Origin of the sequence: Halosimplex rubrum (assembly GCF_013415885.1) — an archaeon.
Taxonomy (GTDB): Archaea; Halobacteriota; Halobacteria; order Halobacteriales; family Haloarculaceae; genus Halosimplex; species Halosimplex rubrum.
Map to the genome: position 1 here is coordinate 1,275,864 of NZ_CP058910.1, position 25,856 is coordinate 1,301,719.

Consider the following 25,856-nt stretch of genomic DNA (forward strand, 5'->3'; position numbering starts at 1 on the left):
ATCAGACCGATCTCAGATCGAAAATTATCGATGTTCGTCAACGATTCCTCCTCGGACGTTCGAAAGCAGCACTCTCAACCGCCCTGACTAGCGTTTAAACACGGCCGGGTTCAAATGAAGTGAATAGTCGTCTCTAAGATCTAGTTTTACTCCAAGAAACTACTCCTCTAGTCCACGGCGTTGCCCTTCGATTCATTGAAAATTCTATCAGACGTGTTCTAAGGCAGAATATACGTCATCTTGAGAATCTCTCTCTACCCGTTGGTAGTATTCGTTTTCGTTTCACGGGTGCCGTTAAATTCTCCGTCGTTGTGCGTTTTCGATTCTAGTGGTTTTTGGACTTTTCTCACGTCCTCTTCCATCGACAGAGGCACTAAGTCATCGATGTGGACGTACGCCGTCACATGATCTTGATATTGGCTAATGACCTCAATCTGATAGCATTGCGGGAGCTCCACATCCGATTGTAGCATAATCATGACTTTGACTGAGTGATCCGCTGGCCGATACTCCACTCTTCGTTCTTTTGCAGCCGATTTCCGATCTGAGGCTGCGACGATTTCTTCCAGATCTCCGGTTAATGGACTTGGTACCGGAAGCCTCTCAACAAGGTCATCTCGTGCTGCTGGTGGTACTGGAGTGCGTTCGTCTGTTTGGGTTTTGTCGTCCGTTGGCATCATCGTTTCTGTGGCTGGTGTCTTCGGTCTCGTTTCTGGATTTGGTGACCCAGTATTCGCTCCTGTAGCGCTCTCCTGATCCTTGGGTTCTGCCTTCGTTGAAGTTCCAGTTCCTAGACAGCCACCAACGAACACAGAACTGAGTACTGCAAGTATTGCGCGCCTCGTTCTCATCTTTATCACTGGGGCACACTATGGCGGCTACAGGTTTAAAACATCCTGAAATGTTGGCAATAGAGGTGATTGGATCTTCAGAAGTAGTCTAATGGAGAAAGTGCAAGAAGGGAGGCGACAATCCTCTCTACAAAATTGAATTGGGAATATATCTATCCAATAATGAATGTTGCCGTTGTTGTCCCTGTCTGGCCGTCAGAATTGGTCCCAATGATCTTGAATTGGTATTCACCACCGATATACCGGCCAGGCAACGAAAGAGTGATTGACGGGGAGGTAGAGTTTTGTCTCGATCCATAGCTAATTGTCAGATTTCCACTGTTAGCGATCGAATCAGAGATAGTTCCACCGTCAGGATTTGTCGCCGTTAGTGTCCAGTCTAGCCAGAGCTTCTCGATTGAAATTTCATCTATCTGATTTGCAGAGATTGAGATTGTTCCTTCGCCCCCAGACGGGATACCGGTTTCACCGCTTGCCTCAATAGAGAATGTTGTCGTAGCTTCGTCGTCAATTGTGAAGTGCTGACGATCTCTGTAGATACTTCCCTGATCATCAACCGCCCAGACGGTAAGTGAGAACGAATCTCCTGTCGAGAATTCTGAGGGGAGTGCTATGTTGAATGTCCCTTGACCTTGGAACTGTGTTCCAAACGATTTTTCTTTGGGGTAGGAGGTCTCGCTGAAGGCCATCCCAGTGAGGTTTGCGCCACTGGGCACATCAAATGAGAATTCGGTAGTTTCTCCCGCGACAAGGGTGTCTGATGTTGACAGGGTCCCCGGATGGTTGGGATACAGTATCCACGCAACGGAATCACTATCGTACCGTGAGAGGTTGTTAGCTAGTGTCCGGAAACCAACGTCAGATGGTATTTGAATTGTTGCGCTGTCTGTCCCATCACTGCCAGAAACCATCTTTGCAGTTCCGAACGTTCCTGCTTGGCCATCAGCGTATACAGCGTCGAAGTGATAGGGAACTCCTCCCGCGGGATCTCCCGTTTCGACATCAGTAACACTGATAGAATATGTTCCTGACTCACCGGGTGCAGCATTTGGAACATCAAAATCGAAATCATACTGCACTATATCCGTAGAGACTGAGTCAGTATATGTCGTACCGTTATACTGCATGCCGATGGTTCCCTCAAGATCGAACCCATCAGGTGCATTGTTAGGGAGTGACGTTGAGATTGTTGCGGTTCCGTTGCTATCGGTTGTTACCGTTGAGGAGTAAACTGGTGGGCCATCATAGCCAAATCGAAGAAAAACCTCAACAGTTTGTCCGCCAATAGCATTCCCGTCATCAGTGGCCTCAATATCCACTGAAACAGTCTGACCTGGCGCGTGCTGATAAGAGGTATTGGCCGACAGTTGGACGGTAGAAGTTTCCCCCCCTCCGTCAGATGGATTATTTACTGGGAGCCAGTCATATTCTAGTGGGATTGTTTCTCCATTGGCAGTCTGGGCCTCTGCATTCAGATCCTCGCCACTGTAATCGGACGGAAGACCATATTCCATGAAGAAGAACCCATGCTCGTCTGTCGTCGCTGACTGCTCTGCGACGAGATTGTTCTGTGAGTAGTCCGAATAGATACTTACCACGATATCTGTATTCGCTTTCGGACCGTTAGAGGTATAGAGATACCCACCATATGCGTTCGTTGCACCTATAAGTGCTGACCGGAGATCATAGTCACCAGCGGCGATCATATCTACGGCCTGCACATATTCTGTCGCTAAAACAGAACCATTCCGTTCAGCTTCAATTCTATAGTCTCCCATTTGTGAGGGAGTGAACGAAATCGTAGCAAACCCGTCCGATTCCGTTGTTTTTATTGTTTCAGTAAGTTTCGACCCGTTTCGCAAAATGCGCAGTGTGAGATCAATATTTGAAGTTCCCTCGTCGCCATCGTGAGCAAAGAATGCAAAGGTAGATTCTTCACCCACGAATATATTCTCTCCACCGCGACCGCTTGTGGAGATAACATCGACCCCCACACTTACCTGAGTAGATGTCCTCACATCGTTTTGGTCAGACACCGTGATATCGTAGACGCCCGTATTCCGGGTTGATTGCGAGAGGTCATAATTAATTGACCCACCACCCTGTGAATTCGTCGTCGTAGAAAATGATTCAGTCGCCCCATCTGGGCGAGTGATAGCGATATCGAGCGTTTTATTCGCGAGTCCTGCTGGGATTGTCCCGCTATCATCGTAGGCGCCAACCCAAATCGTCGCAGAGGCCCCCGATGGAAGTGGCCCCCGATTAAATTGGCCAGGGCCCGAGACGAGCACGGCAACTGTTGTCCCGTTGCTTTCGCTTATACTCGCCGTCGTCGCATTGGTTTTGATCCCGCCAGAATCTGAATCCGGCTTTTTCGAGATTACTTGCTCGTTGCCGTCTTCATCCTGCACTGCATACTCAACGCGATCCTGTTCTTGTGTGTCGAACCCAAGATTTGCCCGCAATTTTTCACCCATGTGGAAACCCTACACCACACTATCATGACTACAACTATTAATAAATTGGCTAGTTGCAGATGGTTGCTCGTTTTCATCGTCCCAGATACAAGATAAGGAGAACGCGCCGTCGTTGATATCACAGGGGTCGATAACAATGTCGCTTTCGCCAACGCTCTTGTGAAGTACATTGTTGATGGGTCGCTGTCTTGCGATTTTGTCGAGTTGCCAGGACGGGACGAGTCTGTTTCAAACCACGCTCTCATTAGCTTGAGTGGCAGTCTGCGAATCTCACAGAGATCCGAATCACGATATCAACAATCTGCTTCCTAAGAGCGATCATCGATACTCCTCGACGATTCCTTCTCCGACATTCGGAAAATACTGCTCTTAACTCCTCTGACTAGCATCTAAATACGGCCCTTATTTGCGGTCGTGCTTTGTTCACGGCACCCTCTATTTGAATTCACTCGCTTGGATTGAGATGGGAATTGCCCCCTTCATCGACCCGAGTCGCACCACAAGGACCCCGTCCGCATCGACTCCGCTCCCGGCTGTCCGAACCCGGTTCACACACCCGGCGAAGTATGTCGAGTTCGATACCATTTCTGCCGAACCCCCCGTGATCTCCAACCCCCCGAAATTCCCGAATCGCGCGGAACACCCCTATGTATTGGCTTTGATCCGCACATACACCCTGGGTCGTTCCCCGCTAGTATACCAGTTTCACCCCCCAATCCGCGCCTAGACACACCCGAAATCCCAGGATCGTAGTCGCCCGACGACAGGCCCGATTCGGCTATATTCGTCATACAACAGCGCTCTCGCGGCGATTCCGTCGAACACACCAATGGCCGAAACATGTCAACACTCCCTATTCGTCGCACCCCCACAATCGGAAATACCTAGCCGTAGAGCGGGTGTTCCGCTAAGTATGCAACAATTCAAAATTGTGGCATCTATCGCGTTCCGAGTCTCCCACGGTCGCGCTCCGTGGGGATTTCGGCCGACTGAGAACCCTCGGGGGTACCACAGTCTTTCGCTCCGGCGCCCAGCCGGGATTCGCGCTTCGATCCCGTGGATTTTCCACTATACTAGCGGGGAATTCCTAACCTTACATTCCGGTATTCCACGGGTATCAGCCGGTATCGGCGGATAAATACCGATATCTGGGGGTTGCAGATTCGGCTAACCGGGACTGAACGAACCCTCCCGCGGACAACTGGTGTCCCCGGTGAACACAGCAACAGTGTCCTGATACTAACCGACGACTATCGATCGAGACGTGATACGACAGACTACCGACGCCAGATAAACACCCGCGTTCGCTCCATTCGTTCGTGTCTGTCAACCAGTTCGTGCCCGGTTAGGCATCTCTGCTACCCCGCCGACGCTAGTCACCGGCGACACCAGCTGTCGCCGGCGTCGACCCTTCGGGCTCCGCTGACTCAGTCTCCAAACGCGCCTCTCCAGGTATTTCCGCGTCCGCTGGCAACACCACCCGGCGCTCTTTGTATTGCAGCCCATCAGCACGGCGCGACCGCAACTCGTCGTACAGCCGGTGGTTCGACAAGTCCAGCAGCGCATCGATCGTTCGCCGGGCGAGCTTCGTCGCGTAGTCGCGACTCACGTTTCCCTCCTGAATTCGAATCCACGTCGCTAACTCACCGGCGTCGAGGTATTCACGGACACCATTGCAGCCTTCGTTCCAGAGGTCCGCAGTTGGTTTCTGACGGGCTTGCCAGACGCGTGCGGCCAACCGGTCAGGACGAGCGTCCGCGACGGACTGGAGCGTCGCCTCGTCCAGCTGTGCGAGTTGCTGGATGGGGAGCAGGTCTCCATGAGCGAGTGCCACATTCCCATCACGATCGAGCGGATCGGATTCTGCGGGCAGGCGGATGTATTTCCCGTCGTCTTTGCTGATCCGTTCGACAGCGTCCTCGTGAAGGTCGAGCAAATCGTCCTCCAGTATCGGTTTGACGTGCTCCCAGCGGAGGTGTGCGCCCTTCTCGAGTTCACGCGACTGGAGTTCCCCGATCATACTCCGACTTGATTTCATGCGTTTCCGGAGCGCATCGAGGAGGGCATCCTGGCGCTCGACGGTCGCTTCGAGATCGTCGACTTGCTCCTCAGCTGCGTTGCGCGCTTGGCGCTCGGATTCGAGATCGGTTTCGAGGTCGTCGATGCGGGCAGCCTGCTGTTCGACAGTCGCTTCGAGGGCGGCGACGCGTGCTTCGAGCGACTCACTGTCGGTCATTGACGATCCCTCCGGGAAGGTAATGTGGTGAACGAGCAGCGGTAGCTACTACACAGGCCACAGCAGTCTTGCAGAGCGATGCGACTCGTCGTGCGGGATGTTGAAGTACCCGCAGTTCGATTGCGAACATGTCGGTCGTTGCGACTCCACGCGGTGGCCGTGCCCTCACACGGTCGCCGATTTTCCGACGAGATTCCCACCGCGTCGAGTTGTTATTCACTGTCTTCCCTATCGACTTAATAATTGCTAATGGTAAACAAAGCGAGCCGGAATCAATAATTCGGCGGTTGTGTAAGTAGCTCTGTGAGTCGAGGTCCTGACCCCTCCGTCACGACGCGAGAGATCCTGCAGTTCTTCGTCGAGTCGCCGGACCCTGGGTTTACTGCGGCTGAAGTCGGAGAGGAATTCGAGAAGAGCCGGCAATGGGCAGACAACCAGCTCAAATCCCTCGTGAGCGAAGGATACCTGAAAAGCAAGAATCCCGGTGGCCGCGCTCGGTTCTTCTGGATCTCCACGGCTGGGAAACAATTCCTCGCTGAGACGCGCGATAGCTAATTCTCGATCCACCAAATCACGTTCCGCGGGCCGGATTTCTTCCGATGAATTCGATCGCCGTCGTTGAGGTCTTGGAGCCGATTATGTGCCCACTGGCGCGTCATGCCAAACAGTTCGGCTACCTCTCCAGCTGTTACGAACGGATCCTCTTGACTACGAATCGCCCTCAGAATTTCTTCATCTGAAACAGTTCGCTTCCCTTGCGCCATACAGCAGCAATTAGTTTACCAAAAGCAAAAGCATTATGGTGGGAACAGCTTATACAATTAGATAGGAACACCGGCTCTCTAGGGCGATATCTTACAGAAAGCGCCCGCCTGCTGAGACAGGCGAGCCGGGTTCCGAGAAACCCATGCCAAGCAACGATCCAACCCTTCAAGAAGGTATTGCTGCGCAACTCGCCCACGACGCCCACTACCTCGGAACTGACGGCGACGGTGCGAACCACTATTGGAGCCAATACGAGCGAACAGTCTACGTCGTCAACGACGACACCGTCGAGTCGTGGGCGTTCACGGAGACGCCGATGACGACCCTGACCGACTGGTTGACCCACGTTGAAAGCAAGCGCGGTGCCTGGGAAGATCACCGTGTGGGCACCGGTGGAGTGGCTGCGATTATCGCCGGCCACGACTCGACGGAGTGTCCCTGAGATGGCCGACGAACTCGTGGTCGCGTACTCGCCGGTGAGTGGCCCACGTCGGCGAGTCCGATTCGTACAGGCATCGTCGGGATCGGATTGCTGGCGAGTGACGGAGGTCTATGCAGGCTGTCACTGGCGCGAGACTGGTCGTGAACAGGTAACCGATATGGAGATGATCAGGACCGATTGACAGCTTTGGCGGTTAATACAAACGCTCAAGACTGGCAGTCGCAGAGCACCATCAGCCAGCAAAACAGATATTCCGTGAAGGCACATCAATAGTTGGACTTGGAGACACAATTCTCGAAGATGCACTGGATCGATACGGGGAGTTCACGAGCCGTCCCGCTCCGGCATGAGACGCCATCGGAGGGAGACTCTGCCGGCGATCCGTTCGGATGGCGGGCGCGACAGATCCCGCGATCGCGGCCAAGAACGTCATCGGACCCTTCGTGAACTGCACCATCAGCTAGAGGGTCATCCAGTTGTGACTGGCGTACAGGGTATCCCCGAGGGGAAGTTTCGGGAACTCCGGGCAGCGATCGACCCCGCGGCATTCGATCGTGAGGCCGACCACGCCTCACTGCGTGTCTCGTGGTGGCTCGAGCCGGACGACCCCGAGTTCGTGTTTCACTACAGCGAGAGTACGGGATTTGACTGCGGTTGGCATCGAGAGCCCAATCCCCACGTAGATGGGAAAACACTCTACCAAGAGCGCACCAATCCTGACGAGCCCTACGAGTACGAAGCTGTTTCGCTCCCGACTGAAGCCCCGGCTCGGCTGCTCTGGACGGTGCTTGCACTGTTGGCCGACCGACTTCAGTCAGCGACCCGCGGCTAAACTATCGCTGTTTGAACTACGATAGTTTAAACTATAATAGTTTGAGCTATAATAGTCTCTGCCCTAATAGGGAGGTCATCAGTCGATCCATCTCGTACGTCAACTGTATCACACCGAATGTGGGAGAAGATGAGCCACAGCGCCGTCGCGCTCCTCGCTGCTGGACCGAACTGGCGACGGATCGTCCGCTGCGCTCGAGCGGACGAGACGTGGTGGGACTGACCTCGTCGCTCGCGTTCACTCGCCGGTCCGCACCTCGAAGCGCGCGCCGCCCTCGTCGCTCTCGGTGACGGAGAGCCGCCAGCCATGGGCCTCGACCGTCGTTCTGACGATCGCCAGCCCGTACCCGCCCTCGTCGTCCTCGGTTCCGTACGCGAGCGCGCGCTCCCGACGCTCCGGCGGGATACCCGGGCCGTCGTCTTCGACGAAGAAACCGGCGTCGTCGTCGAGCGTCCCGACGCGAACCGTCGTCGCCGATTCGTCGGCCTTCCGATCGGTTTCGCTGTCCGGGTCGCGGTCGGAACCGGACGCCGACTCGGAGTCGGAGTCACGGTCGAAGTCGGGACCATCGGACCCGCCGCGGAGCAGCGGTTCCGACCGAGCCTGTCCGTCGGTCGCCGACTCCGAGGGGCCTCCCGCATCCTCGGGTCTCGGGCGAGCGGAGCGGTCGGCGGAACCGGGGCGGGTCGCCCGCGGATCCGCCGATCCGAACGGTTCGACGCCGTGGACAGCCGCGTTCTCGAAGAGGTTCTCCAGCGCCTGCTGGACCCGCGAGGGCTGGCCGCGAAGCGTCGTGGTCTCCTCCACGACGAGCGACAGCGGTCCGGTGTCGACGACGGTCCAGGCGTCCTCGGCTATCGCCGTCAGGTCGAACGGCGTTTCGCTCTCGACGGCCGTGCTCTCACGGGCGAGGTCGGGGATCTGGTCGGAGAACTCGCGGATCCGCGCGTGGACGGTCTCCAGGTCCGACAGCGACTGCTGGACCGATAGGTTGGGGTCGTCGATGTCGGCGCGGAGCAGTTCGACCAGCGCCTCCGCTGTCGCCACCGGCGTGCGGAGGTCGTGAGCGATGATGTCCGCGAGCCGTTCGAGCTGGTCGTTCTTCCGGCGGAGCTGCGCGGTCGTCCGTTCGAGCTCTTGGTTCTTCGTCGCGAGCTCGCACTCGCGGCGCCTGTGTTCGGTCACGTCGCGGGCGACGACGACCCAGCCGGTCCGAGCGGGACCCAGCGGTAGCGGCGAGACGTTCAGGCTGTAGTTGCGGGTCGTCCGGGTCCCGTCGTCGCCGTTCTCGCGGGCAACGAGTTCGACGGTCCGGGACTCCTCCGGGTCCTCGGGGAGCGCCCGTTCGACGGCCGGCCAGTACTCTGCGATGGGGTTCCCGAGGGCCGGCTCGGTTCCCAACAGGACGCTCGCCCGGCTGTTGGCGTCGATGACTCGCGCTTCGTCGTCGAGGGCGATGAACGGGTCGCGCATCCGCTCGACAGCGGTCCGGCGCGCGACTGGCACCAGTTCCAGGAACCGGTAGCGGAACAGCGCCCACGCCGCGACCAGCCCACCGAAGACGAAACTCAGCGGTGTCAGGTCCACGCGCGGACCGAGGATCGATAGAGTGACGTGGCCGATGTCGGCGAGCAGCGGGCCGACGCCGGCCAGCGCCATCGCGCCGGCTTGCCTCCGGAAGACCCCGCGCCGACGCAGCGTATGGCGAAAGAACAGCGCGGTCGCCGCGGCGACAAGCAGGTAACTGTACGCCGCGTGCGGGTAGAACAGCGGGCCGTAGACTCTGTCGAGCCCGCCGCCGGGCAGGGGCGTCGTCCCCGGCGCCCAGAACAGCTCGTGCGTCCGGTTCGTCCACGCGAAGACCTGCGTCGCGGCCGGGATCGCGAACAGGGCGACCAGTGTCCGGCGCGACGGAAACCGCTGGCGGGTGTACTCCAGCGCCATGAGGAACCAGCCGACCGTCCCGATGCCGGCCGCGAGGATGACGAAGTTGTAGGCGACGACCGGCGGGACGACCGTCTCGAAGGCGAGCGCGATTCCGTAGGCCGCGAGCCACACTGTCATCCCGCCCATCGAGAGCGCGAGTCCACGGGCGCCGACCTCCGAGCGATGGGCCAGCGCGACCCTGGTCAGCCCCGCCGTGACGACGGCGCTCGCGAAGGCTAGCCCCGCGACCGCGTCGACGAACTCGATCACCTGACTGTGTACCATTCGGTTGCAGAGAAGTATATATCTGGTTACCACTTCGACGGTCCTCGGACCGGCTGGGGACAGGATTGGGACGGTCGAACACGGACGAGGGCGGTCGAAACGGATGATTTCGGACCGACGCGGACGGGCCGTCAGTCGGGGTCGAACAGCCGCGCGAAGACCTTCCGTTCGGCGGTCCGGAGGTGCTGAGTGAACGTGACTCGGCTGATCCCGAGCGCGTCGCCGATCTCGGTCGCGTTGTGTTCGCGGGGTTGTTCGAAGTACCCTTGGTGATACGCGGTCTCCAGCGCCTGTCGCTGTTTGTCGGTGAGGTCAGCCGCGAGCCCTTTGTCGACGACTGGTTCCGCGCCGGATTCGTCGGCCCTGATGCGTCCGACCTCGACCTCGGCGAACTCGTCGCGGAGCGCCCGCGAGAGCGCCTGAATATCCCCTTCTCTGGGATATGACACCGAGACTATCACCGCGTCGTTCTCGACGGCGGTTCCGGTGACTTTCGCCCCGCGGTTCGCCAGCAGACGCTCGGGCGTCGGCCCGTCGGCGACGAGTTCGACTCGGACGGGCGACGCGTCGTCGTCGACGCGCACCGATTCGGCGCCCGGCACGGTCGTCGCGTCCGGGATCGCCGACCCGGAAGCGTCCGACACCCGGAGGAGATACAGCAGCGACCGGTCGCTCTTGACCGCCGTCGAGGCCACCGACACCGACGTTCCGTCGGGAAGCTGGCGGCCGAACGCGACCAGCGGCACCTCCTCGCCGGAGATCCGGAACTCGACGGACACCGGGACCGACGATACCAGCGACCGCTTCCAGCTCGCCGTCCGTAGCGCGTAGGCGATGGTCTCCGCGTAGTCCGATAGCAGCCGACACTCTCGGTCGTCGAACGCGCCCGGTTCGGCCGCGAAGACCGTCAGAACGCCGACGCGCCCGCCCTCCTGACCCAGCGGAACGGCCGCGACGCTCCGGAAACCGGCCGCAAGCGCCGCCGACCGCCAATCGGGGTCGTCGGTCCGGCCGGCGCTATCCCCCTCCGACGGGGCCATCGCGTCGGGGTCGTCCGGTCCGATCCGGTCGACGACGCACACCTCGTTCCGATTCCGCGCGGTCAGGGCGGGGTTCTCCCCGTCACCGGCCCGCAGAGCGGAGCCGACGCAGTCGAGGTAGCCGCCGCAGTCGACCGCCGCCCAGGGGTCGAGACCGTCGACCCCCTCCTCGATCCCGATCCACGCGCCGGTGTAGCCGTGTTCGTCGACGAGGAGGTCGCAGAAGGCCTGACAGAGCGTCTCCCGGGACGCGGTCGTGGTCACGATATCGAGCATCGCTTCCTTGCTCCGGCGCTCGCGGGTCAGCGCTCGACGGGTCCGATAGGCCCGGATCGCGGAGGTGACTCGCTCGGCCAGCAGCTCCGGGTCGTCGCTGTGTCGGCCCTTGCGGACGTAGTCGGTCGCGCCGCGCCTGATGGCCTCGCTGGCGACCCCTTCGTCGCCCTCGCCGGTCACGAGGACGAACGGTCGGTCCGGGTCGACCCGGCGCACTGTCGAGAGGAACTCGAAGCCGGTCGCGTCGTCGAGCCGGTAGTCGCAGACGACGCAGTCGGGGTCGAGGCGTTCGAAGGCCGTCTCGGCCTCCGGGAGCGCTGTGGCCGTGGTGACGGAGAGCCGGTCGCGCTGGCGTTCGAGGAGCCGAGCCGCGGTCCGCGCCCACGTCCCGTCATCGTCGACGACCAGCACCGCCGCCCGCGACGAGAGGCCGCCGTCGGCATCGATCCTCTCGGTCTCGGCACCGGTCCCGTCGGAATCGACCACATCGGTGTCAGTTCCGGCTCCGCCGGTGTCGTCCCCCTGGGGGTTCTCACCGGTCATCTACACCCCCATCCGCGGCCGGGCCGCAAGGGAGGTCCGTGCCGAGCGGTGTCGATCCCGATCTCGCCGGTGATTCCCCTCGAGGGCGACACACCTGTCGTCGGTGGTCGGCTCCGGCATCGCGGGTGACGGCACATGGCCGGGTCGCTCGGTCAAACACTGGTGAAATCGTTGAACAGTATACAGGTTTTCCACTCATATTACCGTTTGTGTCCCGGCGAAGGCCCCCGCCAACAGCAGGTCGGCCGCGGCCGTCATCCCGGAGAACGCAGTGGCCAGCAGCAGCAGGTACGTCAGGAGAACGATGATGTTTCGTTTCGGCGTGTTCGGCCGTGTCCCCGGGACGACCGACGCGAGCGACCGGCTTGGCCGTCGCTCCGTCACACCGGGCCACCCCTGCCACCGTTCGGCCCGTCGGAGGAGCGGCGCCGTCGCCCGCTGGAGGACGGACGCACTACCGGCGCCTCGGCCGGAAGCTCGCCGGAAACGGGCGGCGGTCCCGCACTCCCCGGTGCGTTTCCGGCACCACTCGGCGCGTTCCCGGCACCGCCCGGTCCGGTTTCGGGGGCGTTCCCCGTCTCGATGGGCCCGGATAGCGGGGTGTTCCCGGCGCCGACGTTGCCGGCGAGCGTCGCGCTCACCGACTCCCGATCGACGAGGACGCTGTGGGTGAGTCCGCCGGTCGCCGCGGCAAACAGCAGCGCCGTCGACAGCGCGAGCGCCGCAAGTTTCGCCTCCGAGCGGCGCTCACTCTCGGCCATCGTCGCGCTCCCGGCCGTCGCGGTTCCGCGGCCCGTCAGCGACCCCGCCGGTGCCGACTCCGCCGTCGGTCCGCCCCGCGGCACCGTTCGCGTCCGCATCGTCTGTGGCCGCGCCGGCGGGTCTGACGAGCGGGTCGTCCGCTTCACCATCCGACGGAGCATCGTCTCGTTGCTCCGACTCCGTCGCCGCGGTCGCCGGGTCCGCCGACTCGGTCGCGACGAACGTCACGCCGTCTTCCAGCAGCGCGTACTCGCCGGCGTCCTCGTCGTGGACGACCCACGCGTTCGAGTCCGCGGCCAGCTCCCGGAACGCAGCAATGTCGCGGACTTCGACCCGCCTGGCGTGGGGGCGGTTCGAGACGACCGTCCCGGGGATGACCTGTTCGCCGCCGGTAGTCCCCGTGTCCGGGTCCGCACCGCCGTCGGGGTCGGACCCTTCCCCGGCCGTCTCCCCCGGCGCGGCGCCGACGAGAAACGCCACCAGCAGGAGCGCGCCGACGCCCGACCCGACGGCGACCACGGCCGCGAGCGGGCGGCGCGCCTGGAGGGCGTAGCGACCGGCGACGACCGCCAGCGCCGCCAGCGCGACGGCGAGCACTCCGCCGATTCGCGGGGAGAGCGTGACGATCGGGTCGGGTTCTCCACCAGCCGAGGCGTCCGTCGCTGCGCCGGTGTCCGTCGTGTCGGCGCCGTCGTCGGGATCGTCGGTCCCGGCGTCGTCGGCCTCGCGCCGGCGGGCGAACGCGTCCCACGCTTCGGAGAGAACGAGCAGCGACAGCGGCGTGACCACCAGTGCGACGAAGCCGTGGGTGGTGTTGGCAAATTGGACGACGAACCCGAGGTAGGGGACCACGAACAGCGTCGGACCGAGGGCCGGCAGCGACGGCTCCATCACTCGCCCGGAGACATCACCGGCCGACACCGGTTCGGGGTCGGGCGCCTGGTTGTTGTCGCCTTTCGTCTCGAAGACGAGTTCGCCGGCCTCCCGCTCGACGCCGATCACCCTGTGAGTCGTCGGCGGCTCGGTCGAGCTGCCGCCGAAGGTGATCACGTCGCCCTCGGTGATCACCGACGGTGACACGTCGTTGACGATCACCACGTCGCCGGGGCTGATCGCCGGCTCCATGCTCCCGCTGAGGACGACGTAACTGGCCTCCGCGCCCACGACCTGCGGGACCGCGAAGACCACGAACGGGACGACCAGCGCGACGAGCAGCGCCACCAGTGCCGCCCTGAGGAGACTCCACCTGTCGTACGATGCGACTCGCGCCTGCATTCTGGTTCGGAAATTCTCAGTCATGGTCACACCCGTCTGATTCGAACCCGCCACCGTCGACGTCGTACTTCAGTCCGCAGTTCCCGGGACACGGCGTCGGGTTCGAGCGGCCCGACCCGGGGAAGTCGGGGCCGCGCTGGTCGTAGGTGTCGCCGCTCCCGGCGACGAACCGCCCCGGTGAGGCCCGTTCGAAGACATCCAGGTTCGTCCCGTACTTGAGCAGGACCGTCCCGAGAGCGGCCGGCGCGTCGGCCAGTTCGAGGACCGACCCGTCGACCGCGAAGCGCAGGTCGTCGGGTCGAAGCCGCTCGCCGCCGGCCGCACAGAACCCGACCCAGCTGAGGTCCGCCGTCCCCGGCTGGCGGTCGACGCACTCGGTCGGGCAGGTCCATCCCGGGCCGAAGGTCTCGGGGTCCGCGACGTTGCGCGTCTGGACCGCATAGAAGTCCAGGTCGACGGAGACCGTCGCGTCGGCCGTCAGCGGCTCTCGGAGCTCCCACTCGACGGTCAGCCGCCAGTCGTCGCCGGGCGCGATCGACCCGTCGAGCCGGACGCCGTCGCCGAGGGTCGCGCGGGCGTCGCCGAGACGCCCGCGGAACAGCTGTGTCTCGGTCCCGTCGGCGACAAGCGAGAGCGTGACCCGCAGGTTGCGCTCGAGTTCGGTACACCGCCGACACCGCGTCCGAGCCCAGACGTACGCCGGGTTGCTCCCGGGCGCCAGCGACAGGGCGACTGCGTCGCTCCCGCCGTCGCCGACCGACCGGACGGTCCCGAACGACGCATCGCTCCCGCCGCTCACCCACGACGCGCGGAGGTCGACGACGCCGCTCCCGACCGATCCCTCGACTCGCTCGCCGTCGCGGAACACCGCCCTCGTCCCGACGCCGGCACCGGCCGCCGCGACCGCACCGGCCGATGTGAGTCCCGCGAGGACGGCTCGCCGGGACAGCGACCGATCGTCGCCGTCGGTCACGGCGGACCACCTCCACGCTCGGTGGGCCCAAGTCCGGAACGGTCCGACCGGCTAGGACTTGCGACCTCGGAGTCGACCGCGTGCAATCCGGGAACCGAGGTCTGTGGAGACACCGGGGTCACCTCGCGACCTCGAAGCGGTCCGAGCCGGCGTCGCCGGCGCGGCCGAACGTCACGGTTCGGGAGTCGGTCACGGCCCATCCGAGCCGGTCGTACAGCTGTCGGGATCGCTCGGCGTCGCCGCTCAGGTCCGCCCACAGCGTCGCGGTGACCTCGACACGCCGACTGGCCCCCGCCTCGGGGTCGAGCCCGGTATCGGTCCAGTCCGTCCGGGGGCGCTCGCCGACCGCACTCGGTTCCGAGATGGGGAAAGGGTTCGCCTCCCAGACCGGGACGGGCACCTCGCGGTACTCTCCGGGGGCCAGAACGCGGACACCGACCAGCGATTCGGGCGAGGTCGGATCACCGTCGCCGACGGAGGCGGCGTGGACGCCGAGGACGAACGAGTCACTCTCGTTGACATCAGACGCCATTCCGGGGTGCTGGTCTGCCCGCTCCGAGCCCCCGCCCGCGTCTGTGGCGGCCGGAGCTGCCTCGTCGTCGGGGTCGAGCGATACCGACAGCTCCGAGGGGTGCAGGTCGTCGGGCCCGACCGGCGTCCGCGGCAGCAGGGCGCTCCCCCGCCAGTCGTCCCCGAGCCGGCCGATCGCCGTCTCCTCGGCGACGAGCGCGGCCAGCGGGAGCGCCGTCGGCCCCGAGTCGCAGGGGCAGACGACCCGCGGGACGACGAGCACGTATCCCGTCCCGGACTGGACGCACGCCACGGTCGTCACCTCCGCCCGCCGCTCGCGCGGCCTGGGGGTTCGAACGGCCGCGCGTGGCGGTCTCGACGGCCGGAAACGGCCGTCGGCTCTCCGTCTCCCGAACGATGCGAGTGATCCCGGATCATGGTTTTGCGTACCGGTCTCCCGGTGCAGGCCCACCGGCGGAGTCGAACCGCCGTGCTCCGAGTGGGCGAGTCGCCGCGTCGCACCGCTATATCGTCACCTGGTCCGCCGAGTCGATCGCGCTGTCGTCGTCGTCTTCGAAGACGAAATCCACGTCGTAGGTCCCCGACGGTGCCGTGATACCGTTCACCGTCACCTCCAGGAAGGTGTCTGACGTGTACGTGTTCGAGTTGTCGGGATAGTCGAGTTCGACCGTGTTCCCGTCGATCGCGACGACCTCCGACCCCGAGGGCCCGACGCTCCATGAGGTGTCGTCGACCGATGCCCCCGAGAGGGCGAAGGGGAACTCGACGTCGACCGTCTCGATGGTCGCGCCCTCGTCGTCGTCGGAGTCGCCGCCGACGCTGGGGAAGCCCTGCACCGTCACTGTCGCGGTCTCCTCCTCGTCGTCGCCGTTATTGCCGTCGTCGCCGTCACCGACGGTGCTCGTGCCGCCGCCGTCGTTGCCGCGGCACTGTTCGGTGTAGAATCCGACATCGAAACTCACGGCGTCGCTCTGGACCTCGTTGCCCGCGTCGACCGGGAGCCACCAGCCGAATCCGACGAAGTGGTTGACGCCGGGCTGGAAGCACTCGCGGTCGTCGCTGTCGGCGGGGTCCGACAGCTCGTCGAAATCGGTTTCGAGCCCAGCGTCGAGCGGGACCCCTGCGCCCGAGGACAACGCTGCGAGGTCGTCGGCGAGGGTGCCGCGATGGAACACCTCCTCGTCCATGGCGATCGCGTCGGTTATCGCACTCAGGACGCCCGACACGGCACCCGGGTTCTCGCTGCTGAAGTAATCGCCCGGGATCCCCGCGATCTCGTCGCGGAGATACGTCGACAGCAGCGGGACGCCCGACTCGCCTTCGCGGCCGGTCGGTTGCTTGTCGTCGTCGATGCCGGCCGCGAGGATGCGGTGGTCCCCGCGGATCGCGTCCGCGACGGCCGCGGTCTCGTCGAGCTCGCTGTCGTCGACCGTCGAGTTCCCGGGGTTCCCGCCGGTGTAACCGCTGCCGACGGTGTACCCCCCGGTCGAGTACTCCCTGTTCTCGTAGTTGGGGCCGCCGTCGGTGAACAGCACGACGAACGTCTCGGCGCCCGACCGGGCGTTGGCGTCCAGCTCGGCGGCGGCGATGTCGAGCGCGGCGGGCATCGCGGTGCTCCCGCCGGACGAGAGCCCCGAGAACGAGACTGGCCCGTCGGCGAGCGCGGTGAAGTCGTTCACGTCGTCGCCGAACGATAGCCCGCCCACGCGGGCGTCGGCAGCCGCGTCGAGGTCGGTGACGAGGTCGTTGGCCGCGGTCTCGAGCTCGCCCACGTCGTCGTCGGTGAGCGACCCCGAGGTGTCGACCGCGATCATCACGTCGACCGAACCGACCGAGTCGTCGACGACGTTGTTGCCGTCGGTGTCGTACCACCAGACGGTCCGGATCTGCTCGGCAAGCTCCGGATCTGCGGGGCTGTCGTCGACAGTCGCCTCCGGCCCCGTCAGGCCGTTCTCGGACTCCGAGACCCCCCGCGCTCGCAGCCAGACGTAACCGGGATTGTCACAGAGGTGGAAACTCAGCGTGAGCTCCCCGAAGTCCCCGGGTTTGACGTCGTCGAGGCTGACCAGCGGCTCGACCTCGCCGTCGACCAGCGTGTCCGCGTTGTTCGTCCGCAGCCCGCCGACCGGGTCGAAGTGCTCGTCGAGGTCGGCGCCGTCCCGGCAGGGCGTGTAGGCGAACTCGCCCTCCTGCATCTCCTGGACCCCGTCGTCGTTCGGGTCGGGAAACGACTCGATCGACGTGTTAGCCATGTAGGCCGGTAGGTCGTCCTCGGCGACCCAGACCACGGGGTTCTCGGGGTCGGGGAGGCCGACGTACCCGTCGCCCTCGGGTTCGACACGGGTCACGTCCAGGTCCGTCGTCGGGTCCTCGAACCCGTAGCGTTGCGGGTAGGAGTAGTGTTCCTCCCAGTCGACCTTGAGGTCGAGTTCGCCCGCAGCGAACGTATTGCTCTCGAACGATTCCTCGTCGCTGAACAGCGCGGATGTCCCGAGTCCGGCGCCGGCGCTGGCGAGCCCGACCGCGCCGAGCCCGCCCAGCAGTTTCCGCCGTGAGAGTTCCATGGGTTCGTCGGTCATCGTACCACCCCGTCAGGGGCAGGCCCACCGGCGGAGTCGAACCGCCGCCGCCGCTTGCGGGCGCCCGCCTGGGTGTCGTGAGTCATCGATCGGTCACGCTCCATCGAACGGCGTCGCGTTGTTGCGGGTCTGCTCGGCGTCGAACCGCAGGGTGAACGACACCTCGTCGCCCTGAACGTCGTTGCCGACGCGGATCGGCAGTTCGAGCAGCTGGTAGAACCAGGCCGCGTCGGAGTTGGTCCCGACCGCCAGCGGCTCGCCGCTCTCGTCCCGGAGCAACACGCCCGACCGGTAGACCTCGTGAGCCTCGTTCATCGTCGTGTAGTGGGCACCGCTGTCGGTCACGCCGTCCAGGTCCGGCCGCTCCCAGGCCGGGAGGTCGGTTTCGGCCTTGTCGGTCGTCGGGTCGAGCCACTCGAGGTCCCCTCGGCTGATCCCACCGCTGAGGTCGTCGTACGACGCCCAGACCGTCGACAGGAGCGCGTCGCCGAGGTCGCCCGGCGCGTCGGTGTCCGTCTCAGAGTCGGGGGTGCGGCCCTCGGTGTTCGCGAAGTCCTCGTCGACCGAGGTGACCCGCACGTACCCCGGGTTGGCGATCACCTCCGGGTTCCACTCGAGGACGAGCCAGTCGCCCGGCTTCAGGTCCGACACCGTGATCGTGACGGCCTCGCCGTCGGCCGTGTCCTTCGGCGAGATCTCGGTGTTGTCCCGAACCGTCGTGGTGCTGTGGGCGATGTTGTCCACCGTGACGCGCAGGTTCAGCGCGCCCGCGCTCAGCTGGTTGTCCGCGAACGATTCCCCGTCGCTGAACAGCGCCGTCGTCCCGAGACCCGCGCCGGCGCCGGCGACACCGATGGTGCCGAGCCCGGCGAGCAGCGAGCGCCGCGTGAAACGGACGCCGTCGGTCGAGTCGTTGTCTTCGGTCATGGTTGCTACACCCGATAGTCGGGCGAGGCCCGCCGGCGGAGTCGAACCGCCGTCGTCGGGGCGACGAGCACCGGCGCGGGTCCCGGCGGCTGTGCCGCCGGAGCGGTCGCACCAGCGCGGGCGCGACCGAGTGTCGCAGGGGGTATGTGGGGTCGGGGGAGCGGTTACCCGAGGGTCACTCGGGGGTCTCAGTTCCGTCCGGCGTGCCGGTCGGATCGGGCGTCGGCGTCGCGGTGGGCTCCGGGGTCGCGGTGGGATCCGGGGTCGCCGTCTCGCTGACTGCGCTGTCACCGTCGAACGGCACGTCGTTGTTGCGGACCTGCTCGGCTTCGAACACGAGGTCGAACGACAGCGAGTCGCTCTGGATGATGTTGCCCACGTCCTCGGGGACGTACAGCAGGAGACACCACTCGGCCGTCGCCTCGTCTTCGACCGAACCCACCTCTAGCGGTTCGCCGTCGCTGTTCCGCATGATCACGCCGCCGGAGAACGCGTTGTAGGTCTCCTGGAGCGTCGACCCCTCGGGAGCCGCAGGGTCGCCACCGCTGGGCGAAAGGTAGCTACGTGGCGGGTCGCTGTCGGCGCCCCCGTCGAAGCTCTGGTACACTTCGGCGAGCATGAAGTCCTGTAGCTCGCCCGCGCCCTCGGGCTCGTCCGGGTCGTTCTCGTCGTCGCCGTCGGTCGGTTCGGGCTCCGTGTAGCCGTTCTCGCTGGTCTCGAGGCCCTCGGCGCGCGTGCGGATGTAGCCGGGGTTGTCGCCGACCGCGAACTCGAAGCAGATGATGCCCCAGTCGCCGGGCTTGACATCCGAGACCTGGAGGCCGGTGACGGCCTCGCCGTCGGCGGTCGCCTCCAGCTCTTCTAGGTCGACCTGTTCGGCCCAGTATTCGTTTGCGGCCTCGATCGACGCGGTGACGCTCATGTCGAGCGTGCCCGCGGTGATCGAGTTGCCCTCGAACGATTCCTCGTCGCTGAACAGCGCCGTCGTCCCGAGTCCGGCGCCCGCCGAGGCGACACCGATGGTGCCGAGCCCGGCGAGCATCTGCCGGCGGGACAGTCCGAATTCTTTGTCTGACATAGTTGTTGTACCGGGACGACCCCGGTGAGGCCCACCGGCGGAGTCGAACCGCCGTGCTCCGAGTGGGCGAGGGTCGGTCGGTTCAGTCCGAAACCGGTTGCCACTCGACCTCGTAGCCGTCGCTGGTTTCGCTGATACCGACGAATTCGTAGTCGTCCCCGCCGCTGGGGTGGGGAGTCCCGATCCCCGTCGGGATCCGGACCCACGGCGCGGCGCTCCCCTGGTCGTGAAAGTCCGACCCGTCGTAGGCGCCGACATTGAGACTCACCGATGTCGACTCCGTCCCGTCGTCGACCGCGACGGAGATCGGCTCGGCTGTCGTATTGACGTAGATCGGCTGCCCCGGCTCGGGGAGATCGCCGAAGGTGTCGCCGGGCGAGAGCGCGAACTCGTTGTCGTCACCGGGTTGGTTCCAGAAGACGCCGCCGGCGTCGGTCTGGGCCGTCGCCAGCCAGGGGTCCTCCGGGTACGCAGCTCCGAAGGGGGTGTCGTTGTTCCGGACCTGCTCGGCCGCGAACGTGAGGTCGAACGACAGGCCGTCGCTCTGGATCTCGTTGCCCACGTCCTCGGGGACGTACAGCAGGAGACACCACTCGACTGCGTCCTCGTCGGCCCCGACTTCGATAGGGTCCTCCAGTCCGCCGAGCGTCACGCCCGTGCGGTAGGTCTGGTACGCTGTCTGCAGGGTCGTCCCCTCCGGCGTGGTCGGGTCCCGTTCGCTCAGATGGCTGCGCGGCGGGTCCCCGTCGGCACTCTCGTCGAAGTTCCCGTAGACTTCCGCCAGCATCGCCTCTTCGAGTTCCCCTTCACCGTTGTCGTCCTCGGGCTCGGGTTCCGTGTAGCCGTTCTCGCGTGATTCGAGGTCCGCAGCTGTGACCTGAACGTATCCCGGATTGTCCCCGATGGAGATGTCGAAGCAGATGATACCCCAGTCGCCGGGCTTGACGTCCGAGACCTGGAGGCCGGTGACGGCCTCGCCGTCGGCGGTCGCCTCCAGCTCTTCTAGGTCGACCTGTTCGGCCCAGTATTCGTTTGCGGCCTCGATCGACGCGGTGACGCTCATGTCGAGCGTGCCCGCGGTGATCGAGTTGCCCTCGAACGATTCCTCGTCGCTGAACAGCGCCGTCGTCCCGAGTCCGGCGCCCGCCGAGGCGACACCGATGGTGCCGAGCCCGGCGAGCATCTGCCGGCGGGACAGTCCGAATTCTTTGTCTGACATGAGTTCCCTCCGCCCCGGTCGGGACGGGCGTGTCAGCACCCACAACTGGACACCCCATAGGTAATTACCAAATTTTGTATCAATCGTCTCGTTTGATGGGTTCGAACGCGTCGTTGGACGCGGAAAACCGGGGATTGTCCAGCCAATGGAGTTGTTTGACGGCTTAATCGAGGGTTTAGGCGGGTTCTGGATGGAACACCGATAGCGGCGGTTCCCTCGGAAATCGGGAACGCAGCAGTCTGGTCGGGACGGTGATGCCGTTGTAGGCCGATTTAATCTGCCGTTCGGTCGACTAAACGGTCGACTTCGGACGTAAACTGGCGAATAAGGAGAGCGCACGAAACACGGTCTTGGAGGCCTGAAACGGACGATATCGGCAAAGTGGGTCGATAACTAAGCGAACGGGGGTCGACGACACGGTCGGGACGGGTATGGGTACGTTACGAAACACGCGGTCGTTGGCCGAGGAACAGATCCACGACGTTCTCAGGAACGAGCGGCGACGCGCGGTGCTCACGCACCTGCAGCGGACCATCGGGTCGGTCTCGCTGCGCGAGCTATCGGTCTCCATCGCCGAACGGGAGGCGGGCGAGTCGCCGCCGCCGAGTGACCTCCGGGAGAGCGTGTACAACTCCCTCCACCAGACGCACCTGCCGAAGCTCGACCGCGAGGGCATCGTCGTCTACGACAGGGACCGGAAGACGATCGCCCTCGACGAGTCCGCTCGCGAGGTCGACATCTACATGGAGGTCGTCTCGCCGTACGGCATCACCTGGGCATCGTTCTACCGCGCGCTGGCGACGATCGGGCTGTTCGTCCTGTTGAGCGCCGAACTGGAGTTCCCGGTGTTCGCGCGGCTCGACCCGTTACTCCTGATCACGGTCATGCTGCTCGCCGTCGCGATCTCAACGAGCTACCAGCTCTGGAACCGGCGCTGGTTCGTCCTGTGGGCGCTCACGGAGTAACCACGGCGGGCGATTTCAGTGAGACGGCGGTCGCCCGTTCGGCGACCACGATCTGCTCGCTCCGCTCACCCGTGTCGTCCCTTCTGATAGACCAGTACGAGCAATACCACGAGCAACGACAGTTCCGCGAAGACACCGTCCAGCATCGCGGGCGTCAACGTCCAGACCGACGGGTCGACTACCGCAAGCACGAGGCCAACCGCGGCGACGGCGATACTCCACTCCAGCCGGACCGGGTCCGGAGACTCCGCCCCGTCCGATCCCACAGCCTCGCTCCTGTCGGTCCCCTCGCGTTCCGTGCCGACGATGGCGAGGCCGCGCGGTTCCACCGTGACGGTCTTGCGCTCGGAGTCGTAGTCGACGACCCCGTGCTGTGCGAGCTTCGGTAGGTGCGATTGGTGGAGCGTCACGTAGACGCTTTGGCGTTTGTCCCGAGGAGGCGGCCGCTCCCCGGTCTCGCTGGCCGCGACCTCCTCGGCGAGGTCCGAGAGGTCCCACGTCCGTTCGCTCCCCAACAGCTCCAGTACTCGCATCCGTCGTTCGTTGCTCAGTAGTTCGTGGACCGTCGTGCGGTCCAGTTCGTCGCACCTATCGTCCCCACCCGGAGGCCCGAGCCCCGGAGACGACGCCTGTGGCGTGGTCGGTCGTGACATGTGTATTGGTCCCTCCAGTTGCCACTGATCGTGGCGCTGGCGGTGTTCCTGGTCGCCCCGGCCGGCGCCCTCTACACCCGTAGAACCCGCCGGAACGTCGTCTATCTGGACACCGCCGATCGACTAATCGTTGGTGACTACATGCGTAGTATGATCAGTTACTAATCTGATTCGTTCCACCCCTGCCCCGGCCTACACCGTTTTGGTAACTAACGGTCGCGCCATTGATGAATTCGAGCCGAGGAACGAGTATCGAGAACTCGGGAACTACCGAGCGGTCTGGGGGCCGTGGCGGGACGACGAGTGGATCGTCTTGCGACTCGATCCCGAGCTGTCCCACAGATTAATCGAGACTCTCGATCTCGAACTCACTTGCTCTCACCCGAAGCGGGAACCAGCCCTCCTCGTCGATCCCGAGCAACGCCTCGGAGAATCCGTCCTCGTCGTTGCCGGCCTTCGCAGTCCGGATCCAGTTCACCTCACATTCGCTCAATCCGAACCACTCGGCTAACTTCTCGGCTTCCTCCTGCACCCGGTGGGTCAGCGTCATCGAGCACAGATTCGCGATTGTCCGTGTCTCCGGAGTGAGCGAAAACTCGCCGCCCGTCTGGGTGATGAAGTGCAACGAGAGATCGTAGTGGCGACTGTGACGAACGGCCGTCTCCAGAAACTCCAGCGAAGTCGCGTCGTTCATCAGATAGTGCGCTTCGTCGATCGCGAAGACAACTCGTTTGTCTGTCCCCTTCGCCCGCTCGTACACCGCATTGAACAACACCTGCATCATCAGACTCGTCTCCGATCGCCCGGTCGCGCCCTCTTCCTGATGCAAGTCGAGATACAGCACCGACGAATCCAGGTCGAACTTGGTCGGCGCCGCGAGATTCGCCAGATCACCACCAGTCCGAAAGGACGGCCGAAGGTCGGTCAACAGTGACTGGGCATCTCCTTGCACGCTCTCCTGCTCACCCGCAGTTACGTACCCGAACTCCGTCGGGTCGGCGAGCATGTCCTCGAGGACGACGATCACGTCGCGGATCGTCGGTGATTCCCGGTCGTGCGTCGACGGTGCCCGCGTAATCCCCTGTCTATCGTAGGCCTCCTGAACCGCCCGCCGAAGCGTCTGCTTCCGTCCCGCGAGTGGATTCGTCGCGACGTGGGTGAAGAACGTCTCGAAGAAGGTCAGCACCCACGCGATCTGCTCGGACCACGGATCCAGATCAGGCACGTCCGCGAGCACATCCGGCGGCGTCGCTCTGATCTCTAGCGGATTGAATCCGCGTGTCCCGCCGACGGTGATGCGCTCGCCACCGAGTGCTTCGTTCACGCCGGCAAACCCCTCCAACGGGTCGAGCATGATGATGACCGTATCCTGGTCGTACATCGCCCGCCGCAGCAGCTGAAGTTTCGTCGAGAAGGACTTGCCTGCACCGAGTTGCCCGATGACCATCGTGCAGTAGCCTGTCTCTCGATTGAATCGGTCGAGAATGAGCGGACTCTCGTTCAACGCGTACGTGCCGTACTCGATCCCGGGTTCGGCGAACGCGCCAGCGACGAACGGAAACATCGCACCGAGCGCACCACCGAGCATGGGCGTCGTCGTATCCATCGACTCGTTCAACTTCTCCACACCCACGGGACTCCCCGAGATCAACGAATCCAGCTGCGCCCACCGAGGCACTACAGGTGTAAGATTCGCCGGTGATTGCCGTGCGATGCTCGACACGTTATCTCCAGTAATCTCGTCCCGAGAGGCACCGTGCGTCGTCAGATACATCGACGTATCGAACGCCTGCATCGAGGTGTTCCGGAGGGTGTCGTACAGCGTCTGGTAGTCCTCGAGGTCCTTCCGAACCCCGCGAGCGCCTGCCCGGCGTTTCTCCGAGAGGTACTCTACGTCGGCCTCCAGGTCTTCGATCGTGTTCTCGATCGTATCGAGCGTCGCGCTGGTCTCCCGCGGTCTGATGTGCAGACTGATGTCCGTCGACCGCGTCTCCGCCGTCGCATAGAGGCCTTCGAAGAGGCCGTCGACGGGCGCGTCAGGGTAGTCCCCGACCCAGTGGGTGCGTGCCCACGTCTCGCCCGTTCGAACGGCATCAGGCGACCGCTCGATGGCCGACGGCCCGACGACGGTCCGATGTGAGTCACCGATGTCGGGCAGGGCTTCAGGCGCCGGCTCGAAGTCGACAGTGACGCCGTCGCTGTCGTCATCTTCGCTTCTCTCTCCACCGGCGCTCCCTCCCGGTAATAGTGACCGAAGTGTCTCGATCACTGCCGCACCTCTCCAACCATTGCCCGCGTCCGCAGCACCTGATCCATATCGCCATACTCCTGCGATTCGCCCGCCCAGAACTCGCCGACGACCCGTGTCGCCTCTGCGGTGTCGACGCGGTGTGCGTTACAGCCGTCGATCTCTCGGAGCCCCGTTCGGATGCGTCGAAGCCGGTCGTCGAGTTCCTCGAACAGCGCGTCTCGCCGCTCCTCGACTCGGGGCGCGAAGTACGCTCGAACGAACACGCCGAGGACCGGTAATCCGGCAAGTTTCTGCACCAAACTCTCCTGTTCGAACTGAACTTCCCCAGGTGTCACCGGGACCACGACGTAGTGGTCGCGAATCGTCATTTGCCGCTCGGCGAGCTCCGGCTCGTACCACTCGACGTAGTTCTCGATGAGCGCTTCCAACTGGGGATTCGCTTCCACGTCGGGGTCGTCGAGTCGGGATTCGTACTGTGCGAGATACTCCTCGGCGGGAAACGCCCGCGTCGTCGAGTAGACCTGGATGGGGAACTCGACGCTCGTGTTCAGGAAGTTCTGGAAGGCCTCGGCTTTCTGGCCCCATTCCTCGTCGGTCGCGAGCGCCATCGTCGGCGGCGCCACCTGCACGAGTCCGAGAAACGCACCGTCGGTTCGCTCTATCGCGCCGCGGTTCGGATACACTCGCTCGACCTGCGTGTGTTGTTTCGCCTCGTCGTGGCCGAGTTCGTCCGAGCGCTGGTGGAAGGTGACCATCGCAGTGACCCAGTCCGCGCTCGTCGTATACGCCGGCGTGAGATAGACGAAGATCGAACCGACGAGGATCATCACGCCGGCGAGGGGGAGCGTGAGCGTCTCCAGCCGGTAGCCGCCGATAGTCATCGAGGTCGGCAGGAGCACCTGAAAGCACAGGACGACGAGCACGCCCGGAAAGAGCGCGACGCCGATGTCGGTCATGGTGTAGCTCCCGA

At 63.7% G+C, this 25,856-nt stretch carries 20 protein-coding genes; 2 read left to right on the forward strand and 18 right to left on the reverse strand.

Going from position 1 to position 25,856, the window contains the following annotated elements; all coding sequences use genetic code 11:
• Window positions 1–254: 254 nt before the first annotated feature.
• From HZS55_RS06300 to HZS55_RS06315, 4 genes are all read right to left on the reverse strand, one after another.
• Window positions 255–860, reverse strand: a complete 606-nt coding sequence (locus tag HZS55_RS06300; RefSeq protein WP_179910862.1) for a hypothetical protein — start codon at window positions 858–860, stop codon at window positions 255–257.
• Between the two features lie 143 nt (window positions 861–1,003).
• A complete protein-coding gene (locus tag HZS55_RS06305; RefSeq protein WP_179910863.1) occupies window positions 1,004–3,262 on the reverse strand; it encodes a hypothetical protein in 2,259 nt (752 codons plus the stop codon).
• 1,438 nt (window positions 3,263–4,700) lie between these two features.
• Window positions 4,701–5,564: a hypothetical protein gene (locus tag HZS55_RS06310; protein ID WP_218927283.1), complete on the reverse strand. Its 864-nt coding sequence runs from the start codon at window positions 5,562–5,564 to the stop codon at window positions 4,701–4,703.
• 551 nt (window positions 5,565–6,115) lie between these two features.
• Window positions 6,116–6,328, reverse strand: a complete 213-nt coding sequence (locus HZS55_RS06315) for an HTH domain-containing protein (RefSeq protein ID WP_179910864.1) — start codon at window positions 6,326–6,328, stop codon at window positions 6,116–6,118.
• 143 nt (window positions 6,329–6,471) lie between these two features.
• On the opposite strand from HZS55_RS06315, the gene HZS55_RS06320 reads away from it, so the two are divergent.
• Window positions 6,472–6,771 (forward strand): hypothetical protein, encoded by a 300-nt coding sequence (locus tag HZS55_RS06320; RefSeq protein WP_179910865.1) that lies wholly within the window; start codon window positions 6,472–6,474, stop codon window positions 6,769–6,771.
• Window positions 6,772–7,840: 1,069 nt separating this feature from the next.
• Here HZS55_RS06320 and HZS55_RS06325 read toward each other — a convergent pair.
• The 11 genes from HZS55_RS06325 to HZS55_RS06375 all read right to left on the reverse strand — a co-directional run bounded on the left by HZS55_RS06325 (window position 7,841) and on the right by HZS55_RS06375 (window position 21,017).
• A complete protein-coding gene (locus HZS55_RS06325; protein WP_179910866.1) occupies window positions 7,841–9,814 on the reverse strand; it encodes a histidine kinase N-terminal 7TM domain-containing protein in 1,974 nt (657 codons plus the stop codon).
• A gap of 131 nt (window positions 9,815–9,945) precedes the next feature.
• Complete coding sequence (locus tag HZS55_RS06330; protein WP_179910867.1) at window positions 9,946–11,673, reverse strand: helix-turn-helix domain-containing protein; 1,728 nt, start codon at window positions 11,671–11,673, stop codon at window positions 9,946–9,948.
• A gap of 195 nt (window positions 11,674–11,868) precedes the next feature.
• The gene (locus HZS55_RS06335) at window positions 11,869–12,057 is read right to left on the reverse strand and encodes a hypothetical protein (protein ID WP_179910868.1); all 189 of its coding nucleotides are present in this window, start codon (window positions 12,055–12,057) and stop codon (window positions 11,869–11,871) included.
• Window positions 12,054–12,434, reverse strand: coding sequence for a hypothetical protein (locus HZS55_RS06340; protein ID WP_179910869.1), 381 nt, complete (start codon window positions 12,432–12,434; stop codon window positions 12,054–12,056). Before HZS55_RS06340 ends, HZS55_RS06335 begins: the two co-directional genes overlap by 4 nt.
• The gene (locus HZS55_RS06345) at window positions 12,421–13,710 is read right to left on the reverse strand and encodes a signal peptidase I (protein WP_179910870.1); all 1,290 of its coding nucleotides are present in this window, start codon (window positions 13,708–13,710) and stop codon (window positions 12,421–12,423) included. The genes HZS55_RS06340 and HZS55_RS06345 overlap by 14 nt, the downstream gene beginning before the upstream one ends.
• Before the next feature lie 16 nt (window positions 13,711–13,726).
• Window positions 13,727–14,683, reverse strand: a complete 957-nt coding sequence (locus tag HZS55_RS06350) for a hypothetical protein (RefSeq protein ID WP_179910871.1) — start codon at window positions 14,681–14,683, stop codon at window positions 13,727–13,729.
• Between the two features lie 118 nt (window positions 14,684–14,801).
• Window positions 14,802–15,506: a hypothetical protein gene (locus HZS55_RS06355; protein ID WP_179910872.1), complete on the reverse strand. Its 705-nt coding sequence runs from the start codon at window positions 15,504–15,506 to the stop codon at window positions 14,802–14,804.
• 211 nt (window positions 15,507–15,717) lie between these two features.
• Window positions 15,718–17,793: a vWA domain-containing protein gene (locus tag HZS55_RS06360; RefSeq protein WP_179910873.1), complete on the reverse strand. Its 2,076-nt coding sequence runs from the start codon at window positions 17,791–17,793 to the stop codon at window positions 15,718–15,720.
• A gap of 93 nt (window positions 17,794–17,886) precedes the next feature.
• Window positions 17,887–18,720 carry a hypothetical protein gene (locus tag HZS55_RS06365; protein ID WP_179910874.1) on the reverse strand — a complete coding sequence of 278 codons (834 nt, stop codon included), beginning with the start codon at window positions 18,718–18,720 and terminating at the stop codon, window positions 17,887–17,889.
• 175 nt (window positions 18,721–18,895) lie between these two features.
• Complete coding sequence (locus HZS55_RS06370) at window positions 18,896–19,798, reverse strand: SipW-dependent-type signal peptide-containing protein (RefSeq protein ID WP_179910875.1); 903 nt, start codon at window positions 19,796–19,798, stop codon at window positions 18,896–18,898.
• Window positions 19,799–19,880: 82 nt separating this feature from the next.
• Window positions 19,881–21,017 (reverse strand): SipW-dependent-type signal peptide-containing protein, encoded by a 1,137-nt coding sequence (locus HZS55_RS06375; RefSeq protein ID WP_179910876.1) that lies wholly within the window; start codon window positions 21,015–21,017, stop codon window positions 19,881–19,883.
• A gap of 431 nt (window positions 21,018–21,448) precedes the next feature.
• Here HZS55_RS06375 and HZS55_RS06380 point away from each other — a divergent pair, with 431 nt between their 5' ends.
• Entirely contained in the window at window positions 21,449–21,982 is a 534-nt protein-coding gene (locus HZS55_RS06380; RefSeq protein ID WP_179910877.1) for a DUF7344 domain-containing protein, read from the forward strand.
• 65 nt (window positions 21,983–22,047) lie between these two features.
• On the opposite strand, the gene HZS55_RS06385 is transcribed toward HZS55_RS06380, so the two are convergent.
• The 3 genes from HZS55_RS06385 to HZS55_RS06395 form a co-directional block, all read right to left on the reverse strand.
• Window positions 22,048–22,635 (reverse strand): helix-turn-helix transcriptional regulator, encoded by a 588-nt coding sequence (locus HZS55_RS06385; RefSeq protein ID WP_179910878.1) that lies wholly within the window; start codon window positions 22,633–22,635, stop codon window positions 22,048–22,050.
• Window positions 22,636–22,978: 343 nt separating this feature from the next.
• Window positions 22,979–24,904 carry a VirB4 family type IV secretion system protein gene (locus tag HZS55_RS06390; RefSeq protein ID WP_179910879.1) on the reverse strand — a complete coding sequence of 642 codons (1,926 nt, stop codon included), beginning with the start codon at window positions 24,902–24,904 and terminating at the stop codon, window positions 22,979–22,981.
• Window positions 24,901–25,842 carry a hypothetical protein gene (locus HZS55_RS06395; protein WP_343063154.1) on the reverse strand — a complete coding sequence of 314 codons (942 nt, stop codon included), beginning with the start codon at window positions 25,840–25,842 and terminating at the stop codon, window positions 24,901–24,903. Before HZS55_RS06395 ends, HZS55_RS06390 begins: the two co-directional genes overlap by 4 nt.
• Window positions 25,843–25,856: the final 14 nt, after the last annotated feature.

What these genes read in the sequence shown, in the direction of transcription:
- HZS55_RS06310 (WP_218927283.1), bottom strand. Translation starts at nt 5,564, where the DNA reads ATGACCGACAGTGAGTCGCTCGAAGCACGCGTCGCCGCCCTCGAAGCG.
- HZS55_RS06315 (WP_179910864.1), bottom strand. Translation starts at nt 6,328, where the DNA reads ATGGCGCAAGGGAAGCGAACTGTTTCAGATGAAGAAATTCTGAGGGCG.
- HZS55_RS06320 (WP_179910865.1), top strand. Translation starts at nt 6,472, where the DNA reads ATGCCAAGCAACGATCCAACCCTTCAAGAAGGTATTGCTGCGCAACTC.
- HZS55_RS06325 (WP_179910866.1), bottom strand. Translation starts at nt 9,814, where the DNA reads ATGGTACACAGTCAGGTGATCGAGTTCGTCGACGCGGTCGCGGGGCTA.
- HZS55_RS06330 (WP_179910867.1), bottom strand. Translation starts at nt 11,673, where the DNA reads ATGACCGGTGAGAACCCCCAGGGGGACGACACCGGCGGAGCCGGAACT.
- HZS55_RS06340 (WP_179910869.1), bottom strand. Translation starts at nt 12,434, where the DNA reads ATGGCCGAGAGTGAGCGCCGCTCGGAGGCGAAACTTGCGGCGCTCGCG.
- HZS55_RS06345 (WP_179910870.1), bottom strand. Translation starts at nt 13,710, where the DNA reads ATGCAGGCGCGAGTCGCATCGTACGACAGGTGGAGTCTCCTCAGGGCG.
- HZS55_RS06360 (WP_179910873.1), bottom strand. Translation starts at nt 17,793, where the DNA reads ATGACCGACGAACCCATGGAACTCTCACGGCGGAAACTGCTGGGCGGG.
- HZS55_RS06365 (WP_179910874.1), bottom strand. Translation starts at nt 18,720, where the DNA reads ATGACCGAAGACAACGACTCGACCGACGGCGTCCGTTTCACGCGGCGC.
- HZS55_RS06370 (WP_179910875.1), bottom strand. Translation starts at nt 19,798, where the DNA reads ATGTCAGACAAAGAATTCGGACTGTCCCGCCGGCAGATGCTCGCCGGG.
- HZS55_RS06375 (WP_179910876.1), bottom strand. Translation starts at nt 21,017, where the DNA reads ATGTCAGACAAAGAATTCGGACTGTCCCGCCGGCAGATGCTCGCCGGG.
- HZS55_RS06380 (WP_179910877.1), top strand. Translation starts at nt 21,449, where the DNA reads ATGGGTACGTTACGAAACACGCGGTCGTTGGCCGAGGAACAGATCCAC.
- HZS55_RS06385 (WP_179910878.1), bottom strand. Translation starts at nt 22,635, where the DNA reads ATGTCACGACCGACCACGCCACAGGCGTCGTCTCCGGGGCTCGGGCCT.
- HZS55_RS06395 (WP_343063154.1), bottom strand. Translation starts at nt 25,842, where the DNA reads ATGACCGACATCGGCGTCGCGCTCTTTCCGGGCGTGCTCGTCGTCCTG.